A 19,116-nucleotide genomic window follows, 5' to 3' on the forward strand; every position below is an offset into this window, starting at 1 on the left:
CCCATTCTGCGCCCCGCGTCCGGATCTGTCAGGCCTCACAGCGTGATCACCAGCGAGGTGGTGAAGACCGTGTCCGTCTTCTTCAACTGGAAGGGCGCCTGGCCGAGGATCACGGGCGGCGTGGCGACGGGGGTCTGGACGACATCCACCCCCACCGAAGCGGGCTTGTTCCGGTAGGTCACGTCGTAGCCGACCTTCAGGGCCAGCCGGCTCGACAGGGTGGTGGTGAAGGCGTTCCGCCAGACCGCCAGGTAGTTCTGGCTGTCCTGCAAGCTGTCGGAGACATTCAATTCGGACGTGAAGCCCGACGTGGCGAACAGTTTCCGCTCGACCTTGGCCCCGAGGCGGAACGTGGCGAAGCGGTCGTCCGTCCCCGGCGGCAGGAAGACCGGCGTCTCCTTCGTGTACCCCAGGCCCGCGTCCGTGAAGAAGGTGGTCCGGTCGTGCTTGATCCACCAGTAGCCGAGCCCCACGAGGCCGGTGTAGCGCGCTTCCAGGCCCGCGGGGATGTTCCGCTCCCAGCCCGTGGACCCGAACCACTGCAGCCTCGGCGTCAGGGTGTGGTCGTACCGGAGGTTGGCGTAGTAGGTCTCGGTGCTGGTCTGGGTGGTGTCCGTCTCCAGCACCGTGGTGTCCGCGAGGGTGGCGCCGGAGGCCGACCGCTCGACGGTGGTGGTCCTCACCCGCACGCCGCCCGCGTTGAAGGCGAAGGCCGCCGCGTCCCAGGTGTACTTGAACTCGTTGGAGAAGCCCAGGGTCTGGCTGGAGGCGTTGCCGCTGGCGGCCACGTAGCTGAGGGCCGCCTTGTCCGACCAGGGCCGCTTGGGCGCGGCGTCCTGGGCCCGGAGGGACGGAAGGAGCAGAGGAATCAGCAGGAACGGAGCCCGGACGGACGGCATGACATCTCCGAAAACCAAAGACCATACCAGCCTGCCGGGCGCGACGTCAGCCGATCCAGACCTCCAGCCCCTCGAGGATGTCGCGCACGCCGGGACCGAACCGGGCGTTGCTCAGCCAGTCCACGCCGGCAGGCAGGCCTTCCAGCGCCGCCTTCACCCGGGCGCGATGGCCCAGTTCGGGACGGGGAATGGCCCGCTCGGCCCGCTCGTGGCGAGTGGCGGAGGGATCGCCAAGGACGGGGATCCAGTGCTTCAGCCTGGCGAAGACGCCCTCCCAGGTCTCCAGGTCCGCGGGCTTCCCGAAGGCGCCGCCGATGAAACTCCGCAGCTGCATGACGCCCTCCGGCGCGCTCTGGGGATCCATCCACGAAGGCACCAGCGAACCCAAGTAGCCGCGGCCCTCGGGCGGGTGGATGAGGAAGCCGAAACTGTCCTTCAGCGCCGGCAGCGGCGCGTGGCGGCTGTGCCAGAGGTCCACGGAGGTGTAGGGGATCGAGGCCAGGGCGTCGGCGCTCTGGGGCGCCACGGAACCGAGCAGAGCCGCCGCCTCGAAGGCGGGCAGCGCCAGGACCACGCGATCCGCCTCGCGGACTTCGCCCCCGCCGGTCGCGCGCCAGCGGCCGCCCGGCAGGGCCTCGAGGCGCTCCGCGCGCAGGCCGGTCCGCACGGCAGGAAGCCGCTCCGCGAGCCGCAGGGGCAACTGGCCCATCCCGCCTTCGGGGACGACCATGTGGCTCACGCCGCCCTTGCGGATCCCGTTCACCAGGCTGCCGGTGGACTCCCACTGGCGCAGCTTGGGGATGGCGTCCACGGACAGGATCTCGGGGGGGGCGGCGAGGACTCCGGCCACCATGGCGGGCAGCAGCTCGGTGGCCACGCCCTTCCCCAGCCGCCGGGCCACGAAGGCGCTGAGGCCCTCCTCCGGCTCCGCGGGACGCACCGGCTGGAAGGGTTCCAGCATCATCCGCAGCTTGGCGCCCAGGGGCATCAGGGGCGAGGTCATCAGGCCCACCGGCGAAGCGGGGACCGAGATCAGCCGCCCGCCCTTCCCGACCCAGCGCGCGCCGGTGCCCGGCGACCGGAAAGGCAGGTCGATGGCGCTGAACAGCCGGTCCACGGCCGTGCCCTTCTGCCACAGCACGCCCTGGGGGCCGGTCTCGAAATGGCCGCCCTCCCAGGGAAGCGTCTTCATCCAGCCGCCCACGGCGCCATCCGCCTCCCACACCTCCACGGACTCGCCCTTCCGGTGCAGATGCCAGGCGGCCGCCAGGCCCGTCACGCCGCCGCCGAGAATCAGAGTGCTCATGGGAGGATCTCCAGGACGCGCCGCGTGAGGCAGCGGATGTAGGCCGGGTCGGTGCCGGGCGCGGGAATGCGGCGGTAGGTGCGGATTCCCGCCTGGTCCGCCACGTGGCGGTATTCGATGTCGAGCTCGTGCAGGGTCTCGATGTGCTCGCTGACGAAGCTCATGGGCACCACGATCACGTCCCGCCCGCCCATGGATTCCAGCACGCCCTTCAGCGGCGGCTCCAGCCAGCGGACGGGGCCCGTGCGGCTCTGGTAGGCCTGGATGTAGCCGCCGGGAATCTCGCCGATGCGGGCGATCAGGGCTTCGCGGGTGGCGCGGATCTCGCGCTCGTAGGGATCGCCGGCCTCGATCTGCCGCACGGGCAGGCTGTGGGCGCTGAAGATCACCGTGGCGCCGGGAAGCTCGGCCAGGGCCGCCCGCAGCGGGCGCTCCAGGGCATCCAGATAGTCGGGATCGGTGGCGTAGTGATTCACGCCGGGGAGCAGTTCCATCCCCGCGCGCGTGGCTTCCACAGCCAGTTCCCGCAGGCTGGAGCCGGTGGTGGCGCGGCAGTCGTGGGGGTAGAGGGTCACCGGCACGAGCTTGCGGATGCCGTCCCCCTTGAGGGCCTTCAGGAGACCCGCGGCCCGGGGCCCGGCGTAGCGGAAGCAGAGCTTCACGGCCTCCTGGCGGCCGGCGGCCCGGAGGGCGCTCCGCAGCGCCGCGGCCTGGTAGGCGCTCTCCCGCAGCAGGGGCGAGCCGCCCCCGATCTCCGCGTAGCGCCCGCGCGCGCCGGGAGCCCGCAACCGGGCGATCAGCCGGGCGAAGGGGGGCTGGAGCCACGCGGGCCCGGGAAGGCGGATCAACTCCCGGTCGCCGAACAGCTCCCCCAGAAAGGGCTCCACCTGGCCCAGGTTCACCGGACCGCCCAGGTTGAGGAGCAGGATCGCCGCGTCTCGCATCGCCTTCCACCATACGCGAGACCTGGGTGAACTTTCGTCACGGAAGCCTGTGATGGCACGGATCCCCCGAGGCCGGCATCACAATGGATGTCTCAACATGGAGCCCCCATGACCTCCATTTCCTTTGCCGCCCTCCCCGATGAATCCCGCCTGTGGCTCCTCGCCTTCCACCGGGCTCCGGACCCCGCGAAGCTGGCGCCGGAACTGGACGCGCTGCTCGGCCGATGGCGCCACAAGGGCATCCAGTACGAGGCGACATGGGCCCTCCTGGAGGGCCAGGTGCTGGCGGTGGCGGAGCCCACCCTGGCCACTCAGCCGTCCGGCTGCGCCATCGACGGGATGCTGCGGGGCCTGAAGCAGTTGGCGGACCGGCTGGAACTCGGTCTCCTCGGGCCGCAGGTGGTCGTGGCGAAATTCCCCGGGGGGCTTCGCGCCTTCGATCGGGAGGAACTGGAGGCCCGCTTGGCGGACGGAACCCTGGACGGCACCACGCCCATCCTCGACCTGGGCCTCTTCTCCCTCGGCGACCTGCGCGGCGCGCGCTTCGAACGCCCGCTGGCCTCCACCTGGATCGGGCGGAAGTACAAAGTTCAGGCCCCGACTGCCGTCGGGGCCTGAACGTCCACGCTGGCTATCGGCTAGAAGATCGATTCGCCGGGCTTGCGGCGCCACGCTTCGGACCGCTTGGGGCCGTCGATCTTGGGCTTCGCGTCCTTGGCGGCGGCCAGGGTCTGCAGAAGCGACCCTCCCACCTTGGAGGCCACGCTCTTGGTCAGGGCCGGAGCGGGGGAAACGATGGGCGCGGTGACGGGGCCCGCGGCGGGCACGTCCGACACGGCCGTCTTCGCCGCCACTTCCTTCAGCCGCTTCTCGTACCACACCTTCCGCTTGGGATCGATGGTCCGGGTTTTCGCGACCTTCTCTCCCTTTTTCAGAACCTTGGGCTTGGGCTTTTCTCGGTCTTCCCGCAACACGGAATCGGGTTTCGCTGCTTCTTCGAGGATCTTCGCCAGATTGCCAAGGCCACGCAGGTTCATCATGTGCGGTTGCTGCTCCAGTAGGGGCGCACGGGCCACCGTTCATCAGCCTAGCGGCAATCCCTTTGCTTACATAGTGATTTTAGGCACGAGGTGCGGTTTTTTCGTTCGCGCCTCCCGTAGAGCCCCTGGGACACTGGCGGAATGAGGATTTCCACTCCCACCCTCAAGGCCCATCTCGATGGCCTCTGCGCCCGCTACGACATCCCCGCGGCGCTGGAGAAGGACCCCCTTTCCGTCCCCCTGGGCTACGACTCGCCCCTCGATCGCGAAGTCGCGGCCTTCGTGGCCGCCCACCTGGCCTACGGCCGCGTGGATCCCATGATCCGCGCCGTCCGGGCGGCCCTCGCGCCCCTCGGGGCCCATCCCGCCGCCTGGCTGCGGGAACACGGAGCCGACGAAGTCCGCCGGGAACTGGAAGACGCCCTGGCCGCCTGGGTCTGGCGCTTCCATACGGGCGCGGATCTCGCGGCCTGGCTCCTCGCCTGGCGCACCCTCGACGCGGAGAGCGGCGCCGGACTCGAGCCCCACCTCCTTACTCGGGGCGGCGAGAATCCGGACGCGGCCCTTTCCCGCCTGATCCAGCGCCTGCGCGCCGAGCTTCCCCCTTCCTACGGCGTGCGGTTCTCCCTTCCCGATCCCCTGCAAGGCGCCGCCTGCAAGCGCTGGCGGATGTTCCTGCGCTGGATGGCCCGGCCCGCCTGGCCCGACCTCGGCCTGTGGACGCGGCTTCCCATCGAGGGGCTGGTCATTCCCCTGGACACCCACGTGGCGCGGGTTTCCCGGTTCATCGGGCTCACCGCACGAGCCACGCCGGATGGCCGGATGGCCCGCGAGATCACCGACGCCCTCCGCCGCCTCGACCCCGCCGATCCTCTCCGTTACGACTTCGCCCTCAGCCACCTGGGCATCCTCGGGGACTGCCCCGGCGTCCGGCAGCGCAGCACCTGCGGAGGATGTCCGCTCTATGCCGTGTGCCGGGCGGGAGCCTGAGCGAGGGCAGGTCCGCGCTTTCCCGTCTTGAGGCACAAAAGGGCCGGGCTTGCCACGTGCGCAACCGCCGGGTGATGGAGCGGGCTCCGACGGAGCTCGCGAAATCGGGACCCGGCGCCGAGCGCATGCCAGTGCCGATTCGATCCGGCGCAGCCGGATCGATGGCAGCTCCGGCCCTTTTGCGCCCCAGGCGCGAAAGGGCCGGGCTTGCCACGGCACTCGGGGGAACGACTTAGGGCTGCTTCTTCCGACCTGACCCGGTTCATCGCACCCCGATGCATGGGGCCCGGCTTGTATTCAGCCTATCCGCAAGCCCGGGGATCCCGCCAGGGATGGGGGCCTTCCGCAAGGAACCGGCACGAAAGGAAAAATCCGTGGAGGGCCCTTGACGCCCCCATATCTTGGGGTCATCCTTTCCTTCCGGCACAACCCGTAGAGGTCGATTGCAAGGCTCCCGACTCCGGGGACGGCTTTGCGCACTCTTCTGGAAAGGCCGGATCCACGTCCTTCCTCACCCTTTCTCTACCAGGACAGCGCCATGAAGATCGCCCGCCACTTCACGAAGGCAGGTCAGGATCCGCTGGAGGGGATTCCCTTCGTCCCGCGGACCAGCCGCATCACCAAGCTCGACGGCACGGTGGTCTTCGAAGCCAAGGGCGTCCTGGTCCCCGAGACCTGGTCCCAGGTGGCGGTGGACATCCTGGCCCAGAAGTACTTCCGCCGGAAGGGCATCGACGCCCAGAACGGCGGGGAGAAGGACGCCCGGCAGGTCTTCCACCGGCTGGCGGGCTGCTGGCGGCACTGGGGCGAGACCCACGGCTACTTCGATTCCGCCGACGACGCCCAGGCCTTCTACGACGAGCTGACCTACATGCTCGCCAACCAGATGTGCGCGCCCAATTCGCCCCAGTGGTTCAACACGGGCCTGCACTTCGCCTACGGGATCTCCGGGCCGGCCCAGGGCCACAGCTACGTGGATCCCGCCACCGGGGAGATGCGGAAGTCCAGCTCCGCCTATGAGCGCCCCCAGCCGCACGCCTGCTTCATCCAGAGCGTGGCCGACGACCTCGTGAACGAGGGCGGGATCATGGACCTGTGGACGCGCGAAGCGCGCATCTTCAAGTACGGATCCGGCACCGGCACCAATTTCTCGAAGGTGCGCGGCTCGGAAGAACCCCTCTCCGGCGGAGGCCGCAGCTCGGGCCTCATGAGCTTCCTCGCGGTGGGCGACCGCGCCGCCGGCGCCATCAAGAGCGGCGGCACCACGCGCCGCGCGGCCAAGATGGTCTGCCTCGACCTGGACCATCCCGACATCGAGGCCTTCATCGACTGGAAGGTCACCGAGGAGCGCAAGGTCGCCATGATGGCCGCCGGCAGTGCGGTCCTCCGCCGCCAGTGGGACGCCCTGTGCAAGGCCGTGGAGGGCTCCACCGTCAAGGACGCGGATCCCAAGACCAACGAGGCCCTCCGCAAGGCCCTGGCCCGCGCCAAGCGCGAAGGGGCGCCCGCGGCCTTCCTCACGCAGTGCCTGGGCCGCCTCGTGGAAGGCGACTTCGAGCGCGACCTGGCGGGCTACGACACCTCCTGGGACGGCGAGGCCTACTACACCGTGGGCGGGATGAACTCCAACAACTCCGTGCGCGTCCCCGACGCCTTCATGCGCGCCCTGGAAATGGACGGCGACTGGGATCTGAAGCGCCGCGTGGACGGCCGGGCCTCGAAGAAGCTCCGCGCCAAGGACCTGTGGGAGAAGGTGAACAAAGCGGCCTGGGCCTGCGCCGATCCCGGCATCCAATTCGACACCACCATCAACGACTGGCACACCTGCCCCGAGGACGGGCCCATCCGCGCGAGCAACCCCTGCTCCGAGTACATGTTCCTGGACGACACCGCCTGCAACCTGGCGTCCCTGAACCTGTGCACCTTCCTCACCGCCGACGGCGGCTTCGACCTGGCGGGCTACCGCCACGGAATCCGCCTCTGGACCGTGGTGCTGGAGATCAGCGTCCTGATGGCCCAGTTCCCCAGCGATTCCATCGCGCAGCTCAGCTACGAGTTCCGCACCCTGGGCCTGGGCTACGCCAACCTGGGCGCCATGCTGATGCGCATGGGCATCCCCTACGACAGCGTGGAGGGAACCCAGTGGTGCGCGGCCCTCACCGCGATCCTCACCGGCGACGCCTACGCCGCCAGCGCCGAGATGGCCCACGAACTGGGCGCCTTCCCCGGCTACGCGAAGAACGCCGCCCACATGCTCCGGGTCATCCGCAACCACCGCCGCGCCGCCTACAACGCGCCGGCGTCGGAGTACGAACAGCTCTCCATCCGGCCCCAGGGGCTGCACGGCGCGGGCGTCCCCAAGCGCATCGTGGACGCGGCCCGCGAGAGCTGGGACACCGCCCTCACCTACGGCGAGCAGTGGGGCTTCCGCAACGCCCAGGTGACGGTGCTGGCGCCCACGGGCACCATCGGCCTCCTGATGGACTGCGACACCACCGGCGTCGAGCCCGATTTCGCGCTGGTGAAGTTCAAGAAGCTGGCGGGCGGCGGCTACTTCAAACTGGTGAACGGCGCCATTCCCGAGGCACTGGCCCGCCTGGGCTACGCCCCCTCCCAGATCCAGGACATCGAGCGCTACGTGGTGGGCTGGCAGCAGATCACGGACGAGACGCCCGGAATCACCCGCAGCATGCTACGCGGCGCCGGCTGGGCCGAGGAGGAGATCGCGGCCGTCGAGCAGAAGCTCCCCACCGCCTTCGATCCCTCCTTCGCCCTCGACGCCGAGCGGCTGAAGAAGGACTTCAGCGCCGACCAGGTGGAGGCCTTCCTCCAGGCCCTGGGCGGCACCATGACGGTGGAGGGCGCACCCCACCTCAAGGACGAGCACCTGCCCATCTTCGATTGCGCCAACCGCTGCGGCCGCCTCGGCAGGCGCTACATCGCCCCCGTGGGCCACCTGAAGATGATGGGCGCCGCCCAGCCCTTCCTCAGCGGCGCCATCAGCAAGACCATCAACCTCCCCGCCGAAGCCACCGTCGGCGAGATCGGGAAGATCTACGAAGCCAGCTGGCAGCTCATGCTGAAGGCCGTCGCCCTCTACCGCGACGGCTCCAAGATGAGCCAGGCCATGGCCACCAACCTGGACCTGCTGGACGGCGCCGACACCCTGCTGGACGAGGATGCCGCGCCGGCGGACAAGGCGCCGGTGGTGGCCCAGGCCCTCACTCAGCAGCTGGTGCGCACCTACCGCCGGCGGATGCCCAACCGCCGCGGGGGCTACACCCAGGCGGCCACCGTGGGCGGCACCAAGCTCTACCTCCGCACCGGCGAATACGAGGACGGCAGCCTCGGCGAGATCTTCCTCGACATCCACAAGGAGGGCGCCGCCTTCCGCGCCGTGCTCAACTGCTTCGCCATCGCCGTCAGCATGGGCCTCCAGCACGGCGTGCCCCTGGAGGAGTTCTGCGACGCCTTCCTCTTCACCCGGTTCGAGCCGGGCGGGATGGTCATGGGCAGCGACTCCATCAAGATGAGCACCAGCATCATCGACTTCGTGTTCCGCGAACTGGCCATCAGCTACCTCGGGCGCTACGACCTGGCCCACGTCGAAGCCGACCAGATCGTGAACGCCGCCACCGGCCTCCGTCCGGGCACCCAGGCTCCCGGCCTCGCAGGCGCCCTCCCCGTCCTCCCCACCGGCACACCTCTGCCCTTCCCCGAGGCGGAGAACACCCCGCAGCCCGCGCTCCAACCCGTCGCCGTCGGCGCCACCAAGACCGCCACCGCGGCCTCCGCCGCCCGGGCCGCCCGCGAAAAGGGCTACACCGGCGACCCCTGCCCCGAATGCGGCCACCTCACCCTCGTCCGCAACGGCGCCTGCATGAAGTGCCAGACCTGCGGCGCGACCACGGGGTGCAGCTAGAAAATCCGTTCACCCCAGAGAACGCAGAGAAAGCAAGGGCGGGAGTCATCCCGCCCTTTTCGTTGGGGCTTGGCTTATGGCTCAAAAGAAGGAATGAAAGCGGAAAGGCGGAGTCGCGAAGGGTGCGAAGAAAAAGTTTTGAACCGCAGATGTCGCCGATGACGCAGAAAGGACTTCATGCCAATAGGGGATCAAGACCCAAGGTTTTCTTTTCATCACCAAGGCACCGAGGGGCACTAAGAAGAGCGAGAGGATCGAACACACTTTTCTTGGTGTCTTCGTGTCTTGGTGGTGATCCTTATCTTTGAATGCAAGTGCTATCACACCGATTGAGAAGCCGGCTCACCCATGATGAATCGGCGCCCATCTGTGCCATCGACGACATCTGCGGTTTCAGCTTTTCAAACAGAGATCCACCGATCGCCCAGGTGTAAAGCTCTTCCGTCCTCCTGGCTTCCGCCCTTCTCCCCTGCTCGTTGTCTTTGGATCCCACCTCCAGATCAATCCGTGTCCATCCGCGTTTATCCGTGGCCGATCCTTCTTTCTCATCAGAAGATGTCGGCATGCCCGATCCCCTCGACCCCGCCGCCCTGGACTTGGCTTCGGACCCGGAGCTGGGGCCACTGCTGGCCGCACATCCCGACATCGCCCTCCTGCGGTTCCGCGACGGGGAGCGTCTCGTCGTCGAAGGGGAGGAGAGCCAGGACCTCTTCATCGTCCGCAAAGGCAGCCTGGTGGTGGAGAAGGCCCTACCGGACGGGACGGCACGGCCTTTGGCGCAGATCGAATGCGCTCCCGAGACGCCGACCATCATCGGAGAGATGGCCTACTTCGGCGCGCAGCGGCGCACGGCCACGGTGCGGGCGGTGGGGGCGTGCCAGGCGCTGCACCTGAAGCCCGCGCACCTCGACGCCATCATGGAAGGGTTTCCGAACCTCACCCGTATCCTGTGCCACCAGTTCACGGCGCGATTGAAGGAGGCCAACGACGAACTGCGCGAGCTCCGGACCCGCTTCCACCTGGCGCCGGAACGGCGGATGGTCGAGACGGGCGAGGTCATCTTCGAAGCCGGGTCGAAGGCCGACGCACTTTTCCAGGTGGCCATGGGAACCGTTCGCGTGGGAGACCGCCTCCTCCGCGCCGAGGATCTTTCCGGCGGCTTCCTGGAGTTGGAGGCCTACTTGCGCCAGCGCCCCCACGAGGCGACGGTCGTGGCGGAGGAGACCTGCTTTCTGGCTGTGATCCCCGCTTCCGCCCGCGCGGCCTTCGTGCGGACGCACCCGGACTTAGTATTGGAGATCCTTCGCGCCTGATGAAAAAGCGCGGGAGGCGGACGCCTCCCGCGCTTCTCTTTCGAAGAATCCCGCTACGCGAGGCCGAGCTGCTTCACGGCCTGGCGCTCTTCGTCGAGTTCCTTGGCGGTGGCGTCCATCTTGGCGCGGCTGAACTCGTTGATGTCCAGGCCCTGGACGATCTCCACCTTCCCGTTCTTCACGGTGACGGGGAAGCCGTAGACCAGGCCCTCGGGCACGCCGTAGCTGCCGTCGGAAACGAAGGCCATGCTGGTCCAATCGCCCTCGGGGGTGCCCAGCGCCCAGGAGCGCATGTGGTCGATGGCGGCGTTGGCGGCGCTGGCGGCGCTGCTGAGCCCGCGGGCCTCGATGATGGCGGCGCCGCGCTTGGCGACGGTGGGGATGTAGGTGGTCTCGTACCAGGCGTGGTCATTCACCAGGTCGTAGGCGTTCTTGCCGTCGACGGTGGCGTGGTAGAGATCGGGGAACTGGGTGACGCTGTGGTTGCCCCAGATGGTCATCTTCTTGATCGCGGTGACGGGCTTGCCGGTCTTCTCCGCGAGCTGGGAGATGGCGCGGTTGTGGTCCAGGCGCACCATGGCGTGGAACTGCGAAGGCTTCAGCTTGGGGGCGTTGGACAGGGCGATATAGGCGTTCGTGTTGGCGGGATTGCCCACCACCAGCACCTTCACCTCGCGGCTGGCCACTTCGCTGAGGGCCTGGCCCTGGGGCTTGAAGATCCCGCCGTTGGCGTTCAGGAGGTCGCTCCGCTCCATCCCGGCCTTGCGCGGAAGGGCGCCCACCAGCAGGGCGTAGTCCGCGTCCTTGAAGGCGACCATGGGATCGTCGGAGGTGACCACGCCCGCCAGCAGCGGGAAGGCGCAGTCGTTCAGTTCCATCACCACGCCCTGGAGGGCCTTCAGGGCTGGGGTGATCTCCAGGAGCTGGAGGATGACGGGCTGGTCGTCGCCGAGCATCGCCCCGCTGGCGATGCGGAAGAGCAGGCTGTATCCGATCTGGCCGGCGGCGCCGGTGACGGCCACGCGAACGGGAGACTTCATGCTGGGACCTCCTGGGAATGGTGGGCCCATTCTATACCCCGCCGGCGGGAACACTGCACCGGCAGGTCGGGAATCGTGACGCATGCCCGCGCCCGCGCATTTCATCTGGAAAGTTCCGCGATTGTTCTGCCGATCAGAGAGAAGCGGACCACCATGCCCTTTCCTTCTTTCCGATTTCTCCGATCCCTGTGCCTCGCCCTCCTGGCGCTGGCCCCGCTTCCGGCGGGCATGCCGGCGTCGGGTCGGATGGTGTTCCGGGCCTACGGGACGGCCGAAGGGCTGGAGCACCCCAGCCTCACCACCCTCGCCCAGGACGCGGAAGGCTTCCTGTGGGTGGGAACGGAAGGAGGCGCCTACCGCTTCGACGGCGCGGGCTTCCAACTATGGAGCCTGCCGGAAGGCCTTCCCTCCGCCTGGGTGCGGGCCTTCGGACCCGCGCCGGACGGAGGGCTGTGGATCGGCACCCGCGCGGGCCTCTGCTTCCTGCGGGGCGGCCGCGTCCAGCGCGTGGCGCCGGACGATCCCCTCACCGCGGCCCGCATCCACCGGATCCTGGCCGACGCGCACGGCGGCGTGTGGGTGGCGGCGGAGTCGGGCCTGTTCCGCAGCGCGGGACCCGGCTCACCCTTCGCTCCGGCCGAGGGCTGGCCCGGCGGACCCGCCTATTCCCTCGTTTCGGACGACTCCGGAATGTGGGTGGGCGGCGCGTCCGCCGTCCATTTCCGGGATGCGGAAAACCGGTGGCGGTCCCTAGGACCGGCGGAGGGCGTGCATCCCGGCCCCGTGAAAGCCGTGCTCCTGGACCGGGCCGGGACCCTCTGGGCCCGCACGCCCACCGCGCTTCGGATCCTGCGCCCCGGTTCCCTCCGAATGGTGCCGCCCGCGATGGGCCTGCCCTCACTGGCCATCAGCTTCTACGAGGAATCCCTCGCCGACGACGGGGAGGGCGGCGTCCTGATCCCCACCGCCAAGGGCCTGCTCCGTTTCGATTCCCGGACCGGCTGGCGGCTGCTGGACGAAGGGCGGGGCCTGCCCGGCGGCTGGGCCAACCTGGCCCTGGTAGACCGCGCGGGCAGTCTGTGGGTGGGCAGCCTGGGGCTGCACCGCCTCCAGGGCGGGGGCGCGTGGGAGAACTTCTCCCGGCTCGACGGCCTGCCCGCGGACAGCACCTGGGCCCTCCTGCGCGACCGCTCCGGCGCGCTGTGGATCAGCACCAGCGGGGGCCTCGCCCGCATGGGTCCGCGGGGACCGGAGCCGTTTCCCGCCGGCGCGGGCCTCGTCCTCTACGAATTGAGAGAAGGGCCGGACGGCAGCATCTGGGGCGCTGGGGAGCATCCCTTCCTCGTGCGCATCAGCCCTGATCGCAGACAGCTCACCCGCGTTCCCCTGCCCCCTTCCCCGGGTCTGGCCGTACCCATGGCCCTGGCCTTCGACAGCGGGGGCTCGCTGTGGATGGGCACGTCCACGGACGGCCTGTGGCGGATCAGCGAGCCCTCGAAGCGGCCCGTCTTCCGCCGGGCTCCCTTTCTGGACGGCGATCCCGGCCAGATCACCAGCCTGTACCTGGACGCCCAGGGTCGCCTGTGGGCCACCACCGGCCGCGGATTGGCGCGCCTGGACGGCGACCGCTGGCATACCTGGGGCTCGGATGTCGGGCTGCGCCCTGGCGCCCTCCGGGCCCTGGCCGCCCTGCCGGACGGCACCGCCTGGGTGGCCTATCTGGAGCCCTTCGGCCTCACCCGCGTGGACCTGCGCGGCGACACTCCGCGGGTCCTGGAGAACCTCGGCCGAAAGGAGGGGCTCGCCAGCGATTCGGTGTACAGCCTCACCGCCGATGCTGTCGGCCGCCTGTGGATCGGCGGTCCCCGCGGCGTGCAGTGCATGGAGGGGCGGAATTTCCGCCTCTACCGCCGGGAGGACGGCCTGGCCAGCACCGACTGCAATCCGTCGTCCACCTGGGCCGACGGGGACGGCGGGATGTGGTTCGGATCCACGGCGGGCCTGCTCCACCACCGGACCGAAGGCGCCGGCGTTCCCTGGCGCTCCCCCGCCGTCACGCTCCTTTCCCTCTCCCTGGGCTCCCGCCACTGGGACCGGCCCGGAGACAGCCTGGGCGACGTCCGCTACGGCGAGCGCAGCTTGTCCGCGCGCTTCAGCTCCCTGGCCTTCGAGCACGAAGGCCGGCTCCGGTTCCAGGGGCGGCTGGAGGGCCTGGAAAAGGAATGGAGCGATCTCCCGGGCAGCGAACTCCGGTACCCGGCCCTGCCGTCCGGAAACTATCGCCTCGGCGTCCGCGCCGTCCTGGAGGGCGCGGAGCCCGGCCCTGCCGTAACCGTGACCTTCCGCGTCCTGCCCCCCTGGTGGCGGCGGGGCTGGGCCTGGCTGCTGTGGACCGGACTGCTTGGCGCCGCGGGGGCGGCCGTCCTCCGCTGGCGGGTCCGGTGGCTCCGCCGGCGGAACGATGAACTGGAACTCCTGGTCTACGAGCGGACGGAGGCCCTGGAGCTGAGCAACCTCGCCCTCACCACCATCTCGGGGACCGATCCGCTCACCGGCCTCCGCAACCGCCGCTACCTGAGCGAAGAGCTGCCGCCCGCCATGGGCCTGGCCCTCCGCGCCCGGCGCAACCATCCCGGCCCCGGCCTGCCGGTGGACGGCTGCCTGGTGTTCGCGATGCTGGACGTCGACCACTTCAAGCGCATCAACGACACCTGGACCCACGCCGCGGGCGACCTCGCCCTGAAGGAACTCGCGGACGTGCTGAAGCGCGAGGCCCGAGCCTCGGATTTCCTCGTCCGCTGGGGCGGAGAGGAGATCCTGTTCGTGGGCCACACCGCCGATTTCGCGGGCGCCGCCGCGGCAGTGAACCGCCTCCATCACGCGATCCGGACCCATCCCTTCGACCTGGGCCAAGCCACTCCCGTGGCCCTCACCTGCTCCATCGGGTTCTCCCTGTTCCCCTTCCAACCGGACCGGACCGACGCCGCTGACTGGGAGAGCCAAGTCCGGCTGGCGGATCGCTGCCTGTATGCCGCCAAGCGCTCCGGCCGGGACGCCTGGCTGGGCGTGACGGCGCGCCCGGGCGGGCCTGCGGATCTGGTGGCCCGTTTCGGTGAGGCGCCCGATCGCTGGATCCAGGAAGGCGCCGTGGAGTTCCTCGCGGGGCCGCGGCAACTCGACGTCGTCTGGAGTTAGAGCCCCTTCACCATCCGCTCGCCGCCCAGTTGGCGCATCTGATTGAGGATCCAGGCCTGGCGGCCGCGGATGTAGTCGCTGGGCGCGTCCGCCCGGAACTTGCGGGGGTTGGGCAGGACCGCCGCGAGCAGGGCCGCTTCCGCGGGGGCGAGCCGCTTGGCTGGCTTTCCGAAGAAGGCGCGGGAGGCGGCCTCGGCGCCGTAGATCCCGTCGCCGAATTCCACGATGTTCAGGTAGACCTCCAGGATCCGCCGCTTGGACCAGCCGGCTTCCAGGAGGAGCGTGAACCAGGCCTCCAGCCCCTTCCGCGTCCAGGAGCGGCTGTTCCACAGGAAGAGGTTCTTGGCGGTCTGCTGGGAGACGGTGGACGCGCCCCGCTTCCGGCGGCTCCGCTCGTTGTGCTGGACGGCCTTCTCGATGGCCTGCCAATCGAACCCGAAGTGCTCGGGGAACGTCTGATCCTCCGCGGCGATCACCGCGGCGCCCAGGCAGGGGGCGATCTCCTCCAGCGGCACCCAGCGGTGCCGGGCGACGTAGGTCTCGGAACTACTCCACGCTTCCACCCGCCGCTGGACCATCAGGGCCGAAACGGGCACCGGGACGAACCGGAAGAACAGGACGACGATCGCGGTGGACCCGACGAATCCGCCCACCAGCCAGGCGAGCGCCAGGAGGATCCGCCGCCGCCATCCGCCCTTCGCTTTCGCCATGTCCCATTCCCATCGAAAACACCAGTTTGCCAGCCGCCGTGCCGATGGGTCTGCATGGGATCCTGAGCCGCCCGGCCCGGAACCCCGGAAGCCCTCATGACCCTTGAGCCCCGCGAACAACGGAAACATTCGCGCCTGAGCACCAGCGGCGGCGCGTACGGCATCCGGTTCCAGATTCGGGGACGCGAGGTCTCGGGAGGCCGGCTCGCCAACCTCAGCGCCGGCGGGTGCGGGCTGGAAGTCCAGATGGCCGACGCCCGGGAGCTGGAGGTGGGGGACCTTCTGGAATCCCTCTATGTGGACCATCCCGATCTGCCCCTGGTGCCCCTGTCCGCCGTGGTCCTCCGGATCCTGGGGAAGGTTCCGGGGAAGACCAGCGGCTATGTCCTGATGGGGGTGGAGTTTCAAGGCCTGACGCCCTTCGTGCGGGACCTCATCGACGGTCACGTGATCGCCGGCCTGGCCCGGGATTGACCGCCGCCGAGCGGCGAAACCCGGTCATGAAGCCCTTTTCCCCTGCCGATGGGGACCCATGGCGGATGGTGCATGAAGCAATCCTCATTTGAACTCTTTCTGGATCGGCTCGACCCCACCGAGCGCACGGACCAGCTCGCCTTCTTCCGCTTGGCGGGGGAGGAAGGGCTGACGGCCATCGAGGAACTGGCCCCCCGCGTCCAGAAGGTGTCCTGCTCGCCGGATCTGAAGCGGCTGGTGGTGGAGTTCAGCTACTACCATCCCTGGCCCCAGTGGCTGCCCGTCCTGACGCGGCTTCTCCGCCACGACAAGGATCTGGCGCTGTTCGAGACGGGGGCCCGCGCCGTGGGTCGGATGCGCACACCCGCCTCCCTCGCCGCCCTCAAGGAGCTGGCCCTGGGCCGGGCCACCGCGGGCTTCCGCGAAGCGGTCGAGACGGTGCTCCTCGAAGCCGATCCCGCCGAGGCCTTCCAGCACCATTTCTCGCGCCTTCTCCAGGGCAGCGCCCAGCCTTCCGAAGCCAATGAAGGCGCCCACCAGCTCGCCAAGCTCCTCACCGCGGACAGCCTCGAACCCCTCAAGAGCGCCGCGGCCCACCCCGATCCGCTGGTGTTCCGCCACGCCCTGCGCCTGCTGGGCCAGGTGCCCTCCGACGACGCGGCCGGCTGCCTGCTGGACCTCTTCCGCGAGGCCCACCGCGAGGCCCTGGAAGAGCGTGAAGTCCGGGCCCTCTTCAACGCCTACCGTTCCCTTCCGCGGGCCGAAGTGCTGGAAAAGGCCCGCCAGGCCCTCGCCCTTCACCAGCAGGAGCGCCAACCCCAGGCCGCCGCCGACCTGGCCTCCCAGGAGCCGGAGCGCCTGCCCGGCGCTCTCGCGGCCATCCGCGCCTCGGAACCGGGCCGCCTGGGAATGTTCCTCGTCGACACCGTCGCCGCCGCCCTGGAGGAAAAGCCCGCGGTTCTCGGCCGCCACCTGGGCCAGGCCGGCGATTCCGCCGTGCAGCGGGCCCGGCGCCTGGACTTCACTCTGGATACCGCCGCCCAAGGCCTGGCCGCGCTCGCCGTGGAGGGTCGGATCGGGAGGGAGCACCTGCTGGAGCCCTTCGCCGAGTCCCTCCGACAGGCCACCGGTCATGCGGGCGTCGCTGCCGCCCTCGCCCGCCTCGTTTCTCCCTCGTCGGAAGCCCTCCTGGACCTGCTGCTGGACCTGTCGGACGGCGCCCTCCGCAGCGCGGCGCTGGAGGTTCTCGGCGAACGGAAGGATCCGGAACTCCGGCCGGCGCTTCTGAAGGCCCGGAAGGACGCCATCACCGATCTCGCGGACCGCAGCCTCTGGCACCTGGGCCAATTGCCCGATCCCGAAGGCGCGGCGCGGGCGTTCCTGGCGGATCCCGAGGATCTGCTCATGGGGCTTCGCTTCACCGCGATGCACCGCCTGGAGGCCCTCGTGCCTGATCTCCTGGCCCTCGCCGCGACCAACTCCCGGGAAACCGTCCTCCTCGCCGTCCTCGAAGCCCTCGGCGCGATCGGTTCCACCCAGGCCGTGGAGCCGCTGCTGGAACTGCTCCATTCGGGACAGGCCCCCCGGATCCAGCTCGGGTTGGCAGAGGCCCTGCGGAACCTCGGCGATCCCTCCGCCGCCCTGGCCCTCTCCGGAAAAGCGGCGGAATTGAACATCTCCCTTCTGCACGCCGTGGCCGTGGAAGCGTTGGTACAGGCCCACGGTCCGCACGCGCCCCTGCCCCACGACGCGTCGGGCGCCCTGCTCCGGGCCGTCCACGGCGGCTGGGCCGACCGGCATCCGTGGCCCCTCCGCCGCCGCATCGCCGACGCCCTGCTCTCCCTCCACGCGGCGGACGAGAACCTGTGGCCGGAGCTGTCCGACCTGCTCCAGGCCACCCTCGCGAAGAAGCACGCGCCCGGCGAAGTCGCCCTGGAGGATCTCGTGCACCTCCAGTCCTGCGCCCGCGCCCTGGCCCAGCTCGCCTCCGCCTGACCTCGACAGGCGCGCCCTCCCAGGGCATCCTCCGGACGGAGGATTCCATGGAACGCTTGGACGGTCCCGAACTGGTGGCGCTGGTGCGGCGGGTGTTCCAGCCCCGGCCCGGCGAAGCGGCCCTGGCCATCCTCGTGGACCTGCCGGACGCCCAGGTTCGCGACGACGCCGCCTGGGCCGTGCGCCGCGCCATCGCCCAGGACTGGGCCGCGCAGTTGTCCGCCCACCGCGCCGAACTCGGTATGGACACGCGCCTGGCCGTCTATCCCAACGTCCACACCAACAACGGAGAACTGCCCGAGCGGGCCTGGTTCCACGCCGGCGGCCCCCTGCCCTCAGCGGATGCGCTGGATCCGGCAGCCTCGGTGAGTTTCGCCGACCTCTACGCCACCCATCCCATCCTCATCGCCCTCACCAAGTTCTCCGCCACCGCGCCCTTGAAGATGGCCGCGAAGAAGCACCCCATCCGCGCCGCCACCATGCCCGGCTTCGGCGTCGACATGATCCCCGCCCTGCGCCTGGACTACACCGAAGTGAACCGGCGGGTGGAGCTCCTGAAGGACCTGCTGGACCGAGCCGAGGGCGCCGATTTCCGGTTCGAGACCCCCGACGGCCCCTGCGCCCTGCACGTGGACCTCCGCCACCGCGCGGGCCACGCCTCCGGCGGGCTGCTTCCCAACCCCGGCACCGCCGGAAACCTGCCCTCCGGCGAAGCCTACATCGTCCCCTACGAGGGCGAGCTCGCCGGCGATCCCAGCCGCACCGCGGGCATCATGCCCGTCCAGTTCGGCAGCGAAATCGTCCGCTACCGCATCGAAGGAAACAAGGCGGTGGCAGTGATCTCCGAAGGCCCCAAATCCCGAGAAGAAGCCACCCACCTCGCGGAGGAGCCCACCTACGGCAACCTCGCCGAACTGGGCCTCGGCGTCCTCGCCGCCTTCGGAATCAAACCCATCGGCGAGATCCTCCTGGACGAAAAATTGGGCCTACATCTCGCCTTCGGCCGCAGCGACCACTTCGGCGGCCAAGTCGGACCCAAGGACTTCAGCAGTCTAGAGGCCGTCATCCACATCGATCGCGTCTACGTGCCTGAGACTCAGCCGGATGTGAAGGTAGTGTCCGTAAACCTCCAGATGACGGACGGGAACGACACGCTGCTCATGAGGGAGGGAAATTACGCAGTGGAATTCTGAACTTTTCTACATTCACCCCAATCACCTCCACAGCCTCATCGATCGAGGCCCTTGTAATTAAGGGCTCGTTCATCATGAAAGCCCCACCCTCTCTG

14 protein-coding genes and 1 other RNA gene are annotated in these 19,116 nt (G+C 69.4%); 8 read left to right on the forward strand and 7 right to left on the reverse strand.

Annotated features, from left to right (window positions below; translation table 11 throughout):
* Positions 1-35 precede the first annotated feature (35 nt).
* Genes RAH39_RS07560 through hemH form a run of 3 tightly spaced genes read right to left on the reverse strand, consistent with a single transcriptional unit; the run spans position 36 to position 3,149 of the window.
* Positions 36-899 carry a DUF481 domain-containing protein gene (locus RAH39_RS07560; protein ID WP_306589474.1) on the reverse strand — a complete coding sequence of 288 codons (864 nt, stop codon included), beginning with the start codon at positions 897-899 and terminating at the stop codon, positions 36-38.
* A gap of 46 nt (positions 900-945) precedes the next feature.
* Positions 946-2,205, reverse strand: a complete 1,260-nt coding sequence (gene hemG / locus RAH39_RS07565) for a protoporphyrinogen oxidase (RefSeq protein WP_306589475.1) — start codon at positions 2,203-2,205, stop codon at positions 946-948.
* Entirely contained in the window at positions 2,202-3,149 is a 948-nt protein-coding gene (gene hemH, locus RAH39_RS07570) for a ferrochelatase (RefSeq protein ID WP_306589476.1), read from the reverse strand. Before hemH ends, hemG begins: the two co-directional genes overlap by 4 nt.
* A 108-nt stretch (positions 3,150-3,257) precedes the next feature.
* Between hemH and RAH39_RS07575 the strand changes: the two genes are divergently transcribed.
* Positions 3,258-3,767 (forward strand): hypothetical protein, encoded by a 510-nt coding sequence (locus RAH39_RS07575; protein ID WP_306589477.1) that lies wholly within the window; start codon positions 3,258-3,260, stop codon positions 3,765-3,767.
* Between the two features lie 20 nt (positions 3,768-3,787).
* Here RAH39_RS07575 and RAH39_RS07580 read toward each other — a convergent pair whose 3' ends face one another.
* Positions 3,788-4,189, reverse strand: a complete 402-nt coding sequence (locus RAH39_RS07580) for a hypothetical protein (protein WP_306589478.1) — start codon at positions 4,187-4,189, stop codon at positions 3,788-3,790.
* Between the two features lie 141 nt (positions 4,190-4,330).
* On the opposite strand from RAH39_RS07580, the gene RAH39_RS07585 reads away from it, so the two are divergent.
* A complete protein-coding gene (locus tag RAH39_RS07585) occupies positions 4,331-5,179 on the forward strand; it encodes a TIGR02757 family protein (protein ID WP_306589479.1) in 849 nt (282 codons plus the stop codon).
* 196 nt (positions 5,180-5,375) lie between these two features.
* Here RAH39_RS07585 and ffs read toward each other — a convergent pair.
* An RNA gene (gene ffs, locus RAH39_RS07590) (signal recognition particle sRNA small type) lies at positions 5,376-5,471 on the reverse strand.
* Between the two features lie 246 nt (positions 5,472-5,717).
* On the opposite strand from ffs, the gene RAH39_RS07595 reads away from it, so the two are divergent.
* Both RAH39_RS07595 and RAH39_RS07600 read left to right on the forward strand, forming a co-directional pair.
* Complete coding sequence (locus tag RAH39_RS07595) at positions 5,718-9,101, forward strand: adenosylcobalamin-dependent ribonucleoside-diphosphate reductase (protein ID WP_306589480.1); 3,384 nt, start codon at positions 5,718-5,720, stop codon at positions 9,099-9,101.
* Between the two features lie 563 nt (positions 9,102-9,664).
* On the forward strand, positions 9,665-10,414 hold the full coding sequence (locus RAH39_RS07600; protein ID WP_306589481.1) for a Crp/Fnr family transcriptional regulator: 750 nt from the start codon (positions 9,665-9,667) through the stop codon (positions 10,412-10,414).
* 53 nt (positions 10,415-10,467) lie between these two features.
* Here RAH39_RS07600 and RAH39_RS07605 read toward each other — a convergent pair whose 3' ends face one another.
* Complete coding sequence (locus tag RAH39_RS07605) at positions 10,468-11,454, reverse strand: malate dehydrogenase (protein ID WP_306589482.1); 987 nt, start codon at positions 11,452-11,454, stop codon at positions 10,468-10,470.
* 153 nt (positions 11,455-11,607) lie between these two features.
* On the opposite strand from RAH39_RS07605, the gene RAH39_RS07610 reads away from it, so the two are divergent.
* Positions 11,608-14,649 (forward strand): ligand-binding sensor domain-containing diguanylate cyclase, encoded by a 3,042-nt coding sequence (locus RAH39_RS07610; protein ID WP_306589483.1) that lies wholly within the window; start codon positions 11,608-11,610, stop codon positions 14,647-14,649.
* Here RAH39_RS07610 and mtgA read toward each other — a convergent pair.
* A complete protein-coding gene (gene mtgA / locus RAH39_RS07615) occupies positions 14,646-15,359 on the reverse strand; it encodes a monofunctional biosynthetic peptidoglycan transglycosylase (RefSeq protein ID WP_306589484.1) in 714 nt (237 codons plus the stop codon). The genes RAH39_RS07610 and mtgA overlap by 4 nt on opposite strands.
* 96 nt (positions 15,360-15,455) lie before the next feature.
* Between mtgA and RAH39_RS07620 the strand changes: the two genes are divergently transcribed.
* The 3 genes from RAH39_RS07620 to RAH39_RS07630 all read left to right on the forward strand — a co-directional run bounded on the left by RAH39_RS07620 (position 15,456) and on the right by RAH39_RS07630 (position 19,021).
* Entirely contained in the window at positions 15,456-15,833 is a 378-nt protein-coding gene (locus RAH39_RS07620) for a PilZ domain-containing protein (protein ID WP_306589485.1), read from the forward strand.
* A 72-nt stretch (positions 15,834-15,905) separates the two neighbouring features.
* The gene (locus tag RAH39_RS07625) at positions 15,906-17,828 is read left to right on the forward strand and encodes a HEAT repeat domain-containing protein (protein ID WP_306589486.1); all 1,923 of its coding nucleotides are present in this window, start codon (positions 15,906-15,908) and stop codon (positions 17,826-17,828) included.
* Positions 17,829-17,875: 47 nt separating this feature from the next.
* Entirely contained in the window at positions 17,876-19,021 is a 1,146-nt protein-coding gene (locus RAH39_RS07630) for a M29 family metallopeptidase (protein ID WP_306589487.1), read from the forward strand.
* Positions 19,022-19,116 lie beyond the last annotated feature (95 nt).

Origin of the sequence: Geothrix sp. 21YS21S-4, from assembly GCF_030845995.1 — a bacterium.
Lineage (GTDB): Bacteria > Acidobacteriota > Holophagae > Holophagales > Holophagaceae > Geothrix.

Coding starts and splice junctions, on each gene's coding strand:
- RAH39_RS07580 (WP_306589478.1), bottom strand. CDS start 4,189: ATGATGAACCTGCGTGGCCTTGGCAATCTGGCGAAGATCCTCGAAGAA.
- mtgA (WP_306589484.1), bottom strand. CDS start 15,359: ATGGCGAAAGCGAAGGGCGGATGGCGGCGGCGGATCCTCCTGGCGCTC.
- RAH39_RS07630 (WP_306589487.1), top strand. CDS start 17,876: ATGGAACGCTTGGACGGTCCCGAACTGGTGGCGCTGGTGCGGCGGGTG.
- hemH (WP_306589476.1), bottom strand. CDS start 3,149: ATGCGAGACGCGGCGATCCTGCTCCTCAACCTGGGCGGTCCGGTGAAC.
- RAH39_RS07610 (WP_306589483.1), top strand. CDS start 11,608: ATGCCCTTTCCTTCTTTCCGATTTCTCCGATCCCTGTGCCTCGCCCTC.
- hemG (WP_306589475.1), bottom strand. CDS start 2,205: ATGAGCACTCTGATTCTCGGCGGCGGCGTGACGGGCCTGGCGGCCGCC.
- RAH39_RS07585 (WP_306589479.1), top strand. CDS start 4,331: ATGAGGATTTCCACTCCCACCCTCAAGGCCCATCTCGATGGCCTCTGC.
- RAH39_RS07620 (WP_306589485.1), top strand. CDS start 15,456: ATGACCCTTGAGCCCCGCGAACAACGGAAACATTCGCGCCTGAGCACC.
- RAH39_RS07560 (WP_306589474.1), bottom strand. CDS start 899: ATGCCGTCCGTCCGGGCTCCGTTCCTGCTGATTCCTCTGCTCCTTCCG.
- RAH39_RS07595 (WP_306589480.1), top strand. CDS start 5,718: ATGAAGATCGCCCGCCACTTCACGAAGGCAGGTCAGGATCCGCTGGAG.
- RAH39_RS07625 (WP_306589486.1), top strand. CDS start 15,906: ATGAAGCAATCCTCATTTGAACTCTTTCTGGATCGGCTCGACCCCACC.
- RAH39_RS07605 (WP_306589482.1), bottom strand. CDS start 11,454: ATGAAGTCTCCCGTTCGCGTGGCCGTCACCGGCGCCGCCGGCCAGATC.
- RAH39_RS07575 (WP_306589477.1), top strand. CDS start 3,258: ATGACCTCCATTTCCTTTGCCGCCCTCCCCGATGAATCCCGCCTGTGG.
- RAH39_RS07600 (WP_306589481.1), top strand. CDS start 9,665: ATGCCCGATCCCCTCGACCCCGCCGCCCTGGACTTGGCTTCGGACCCG.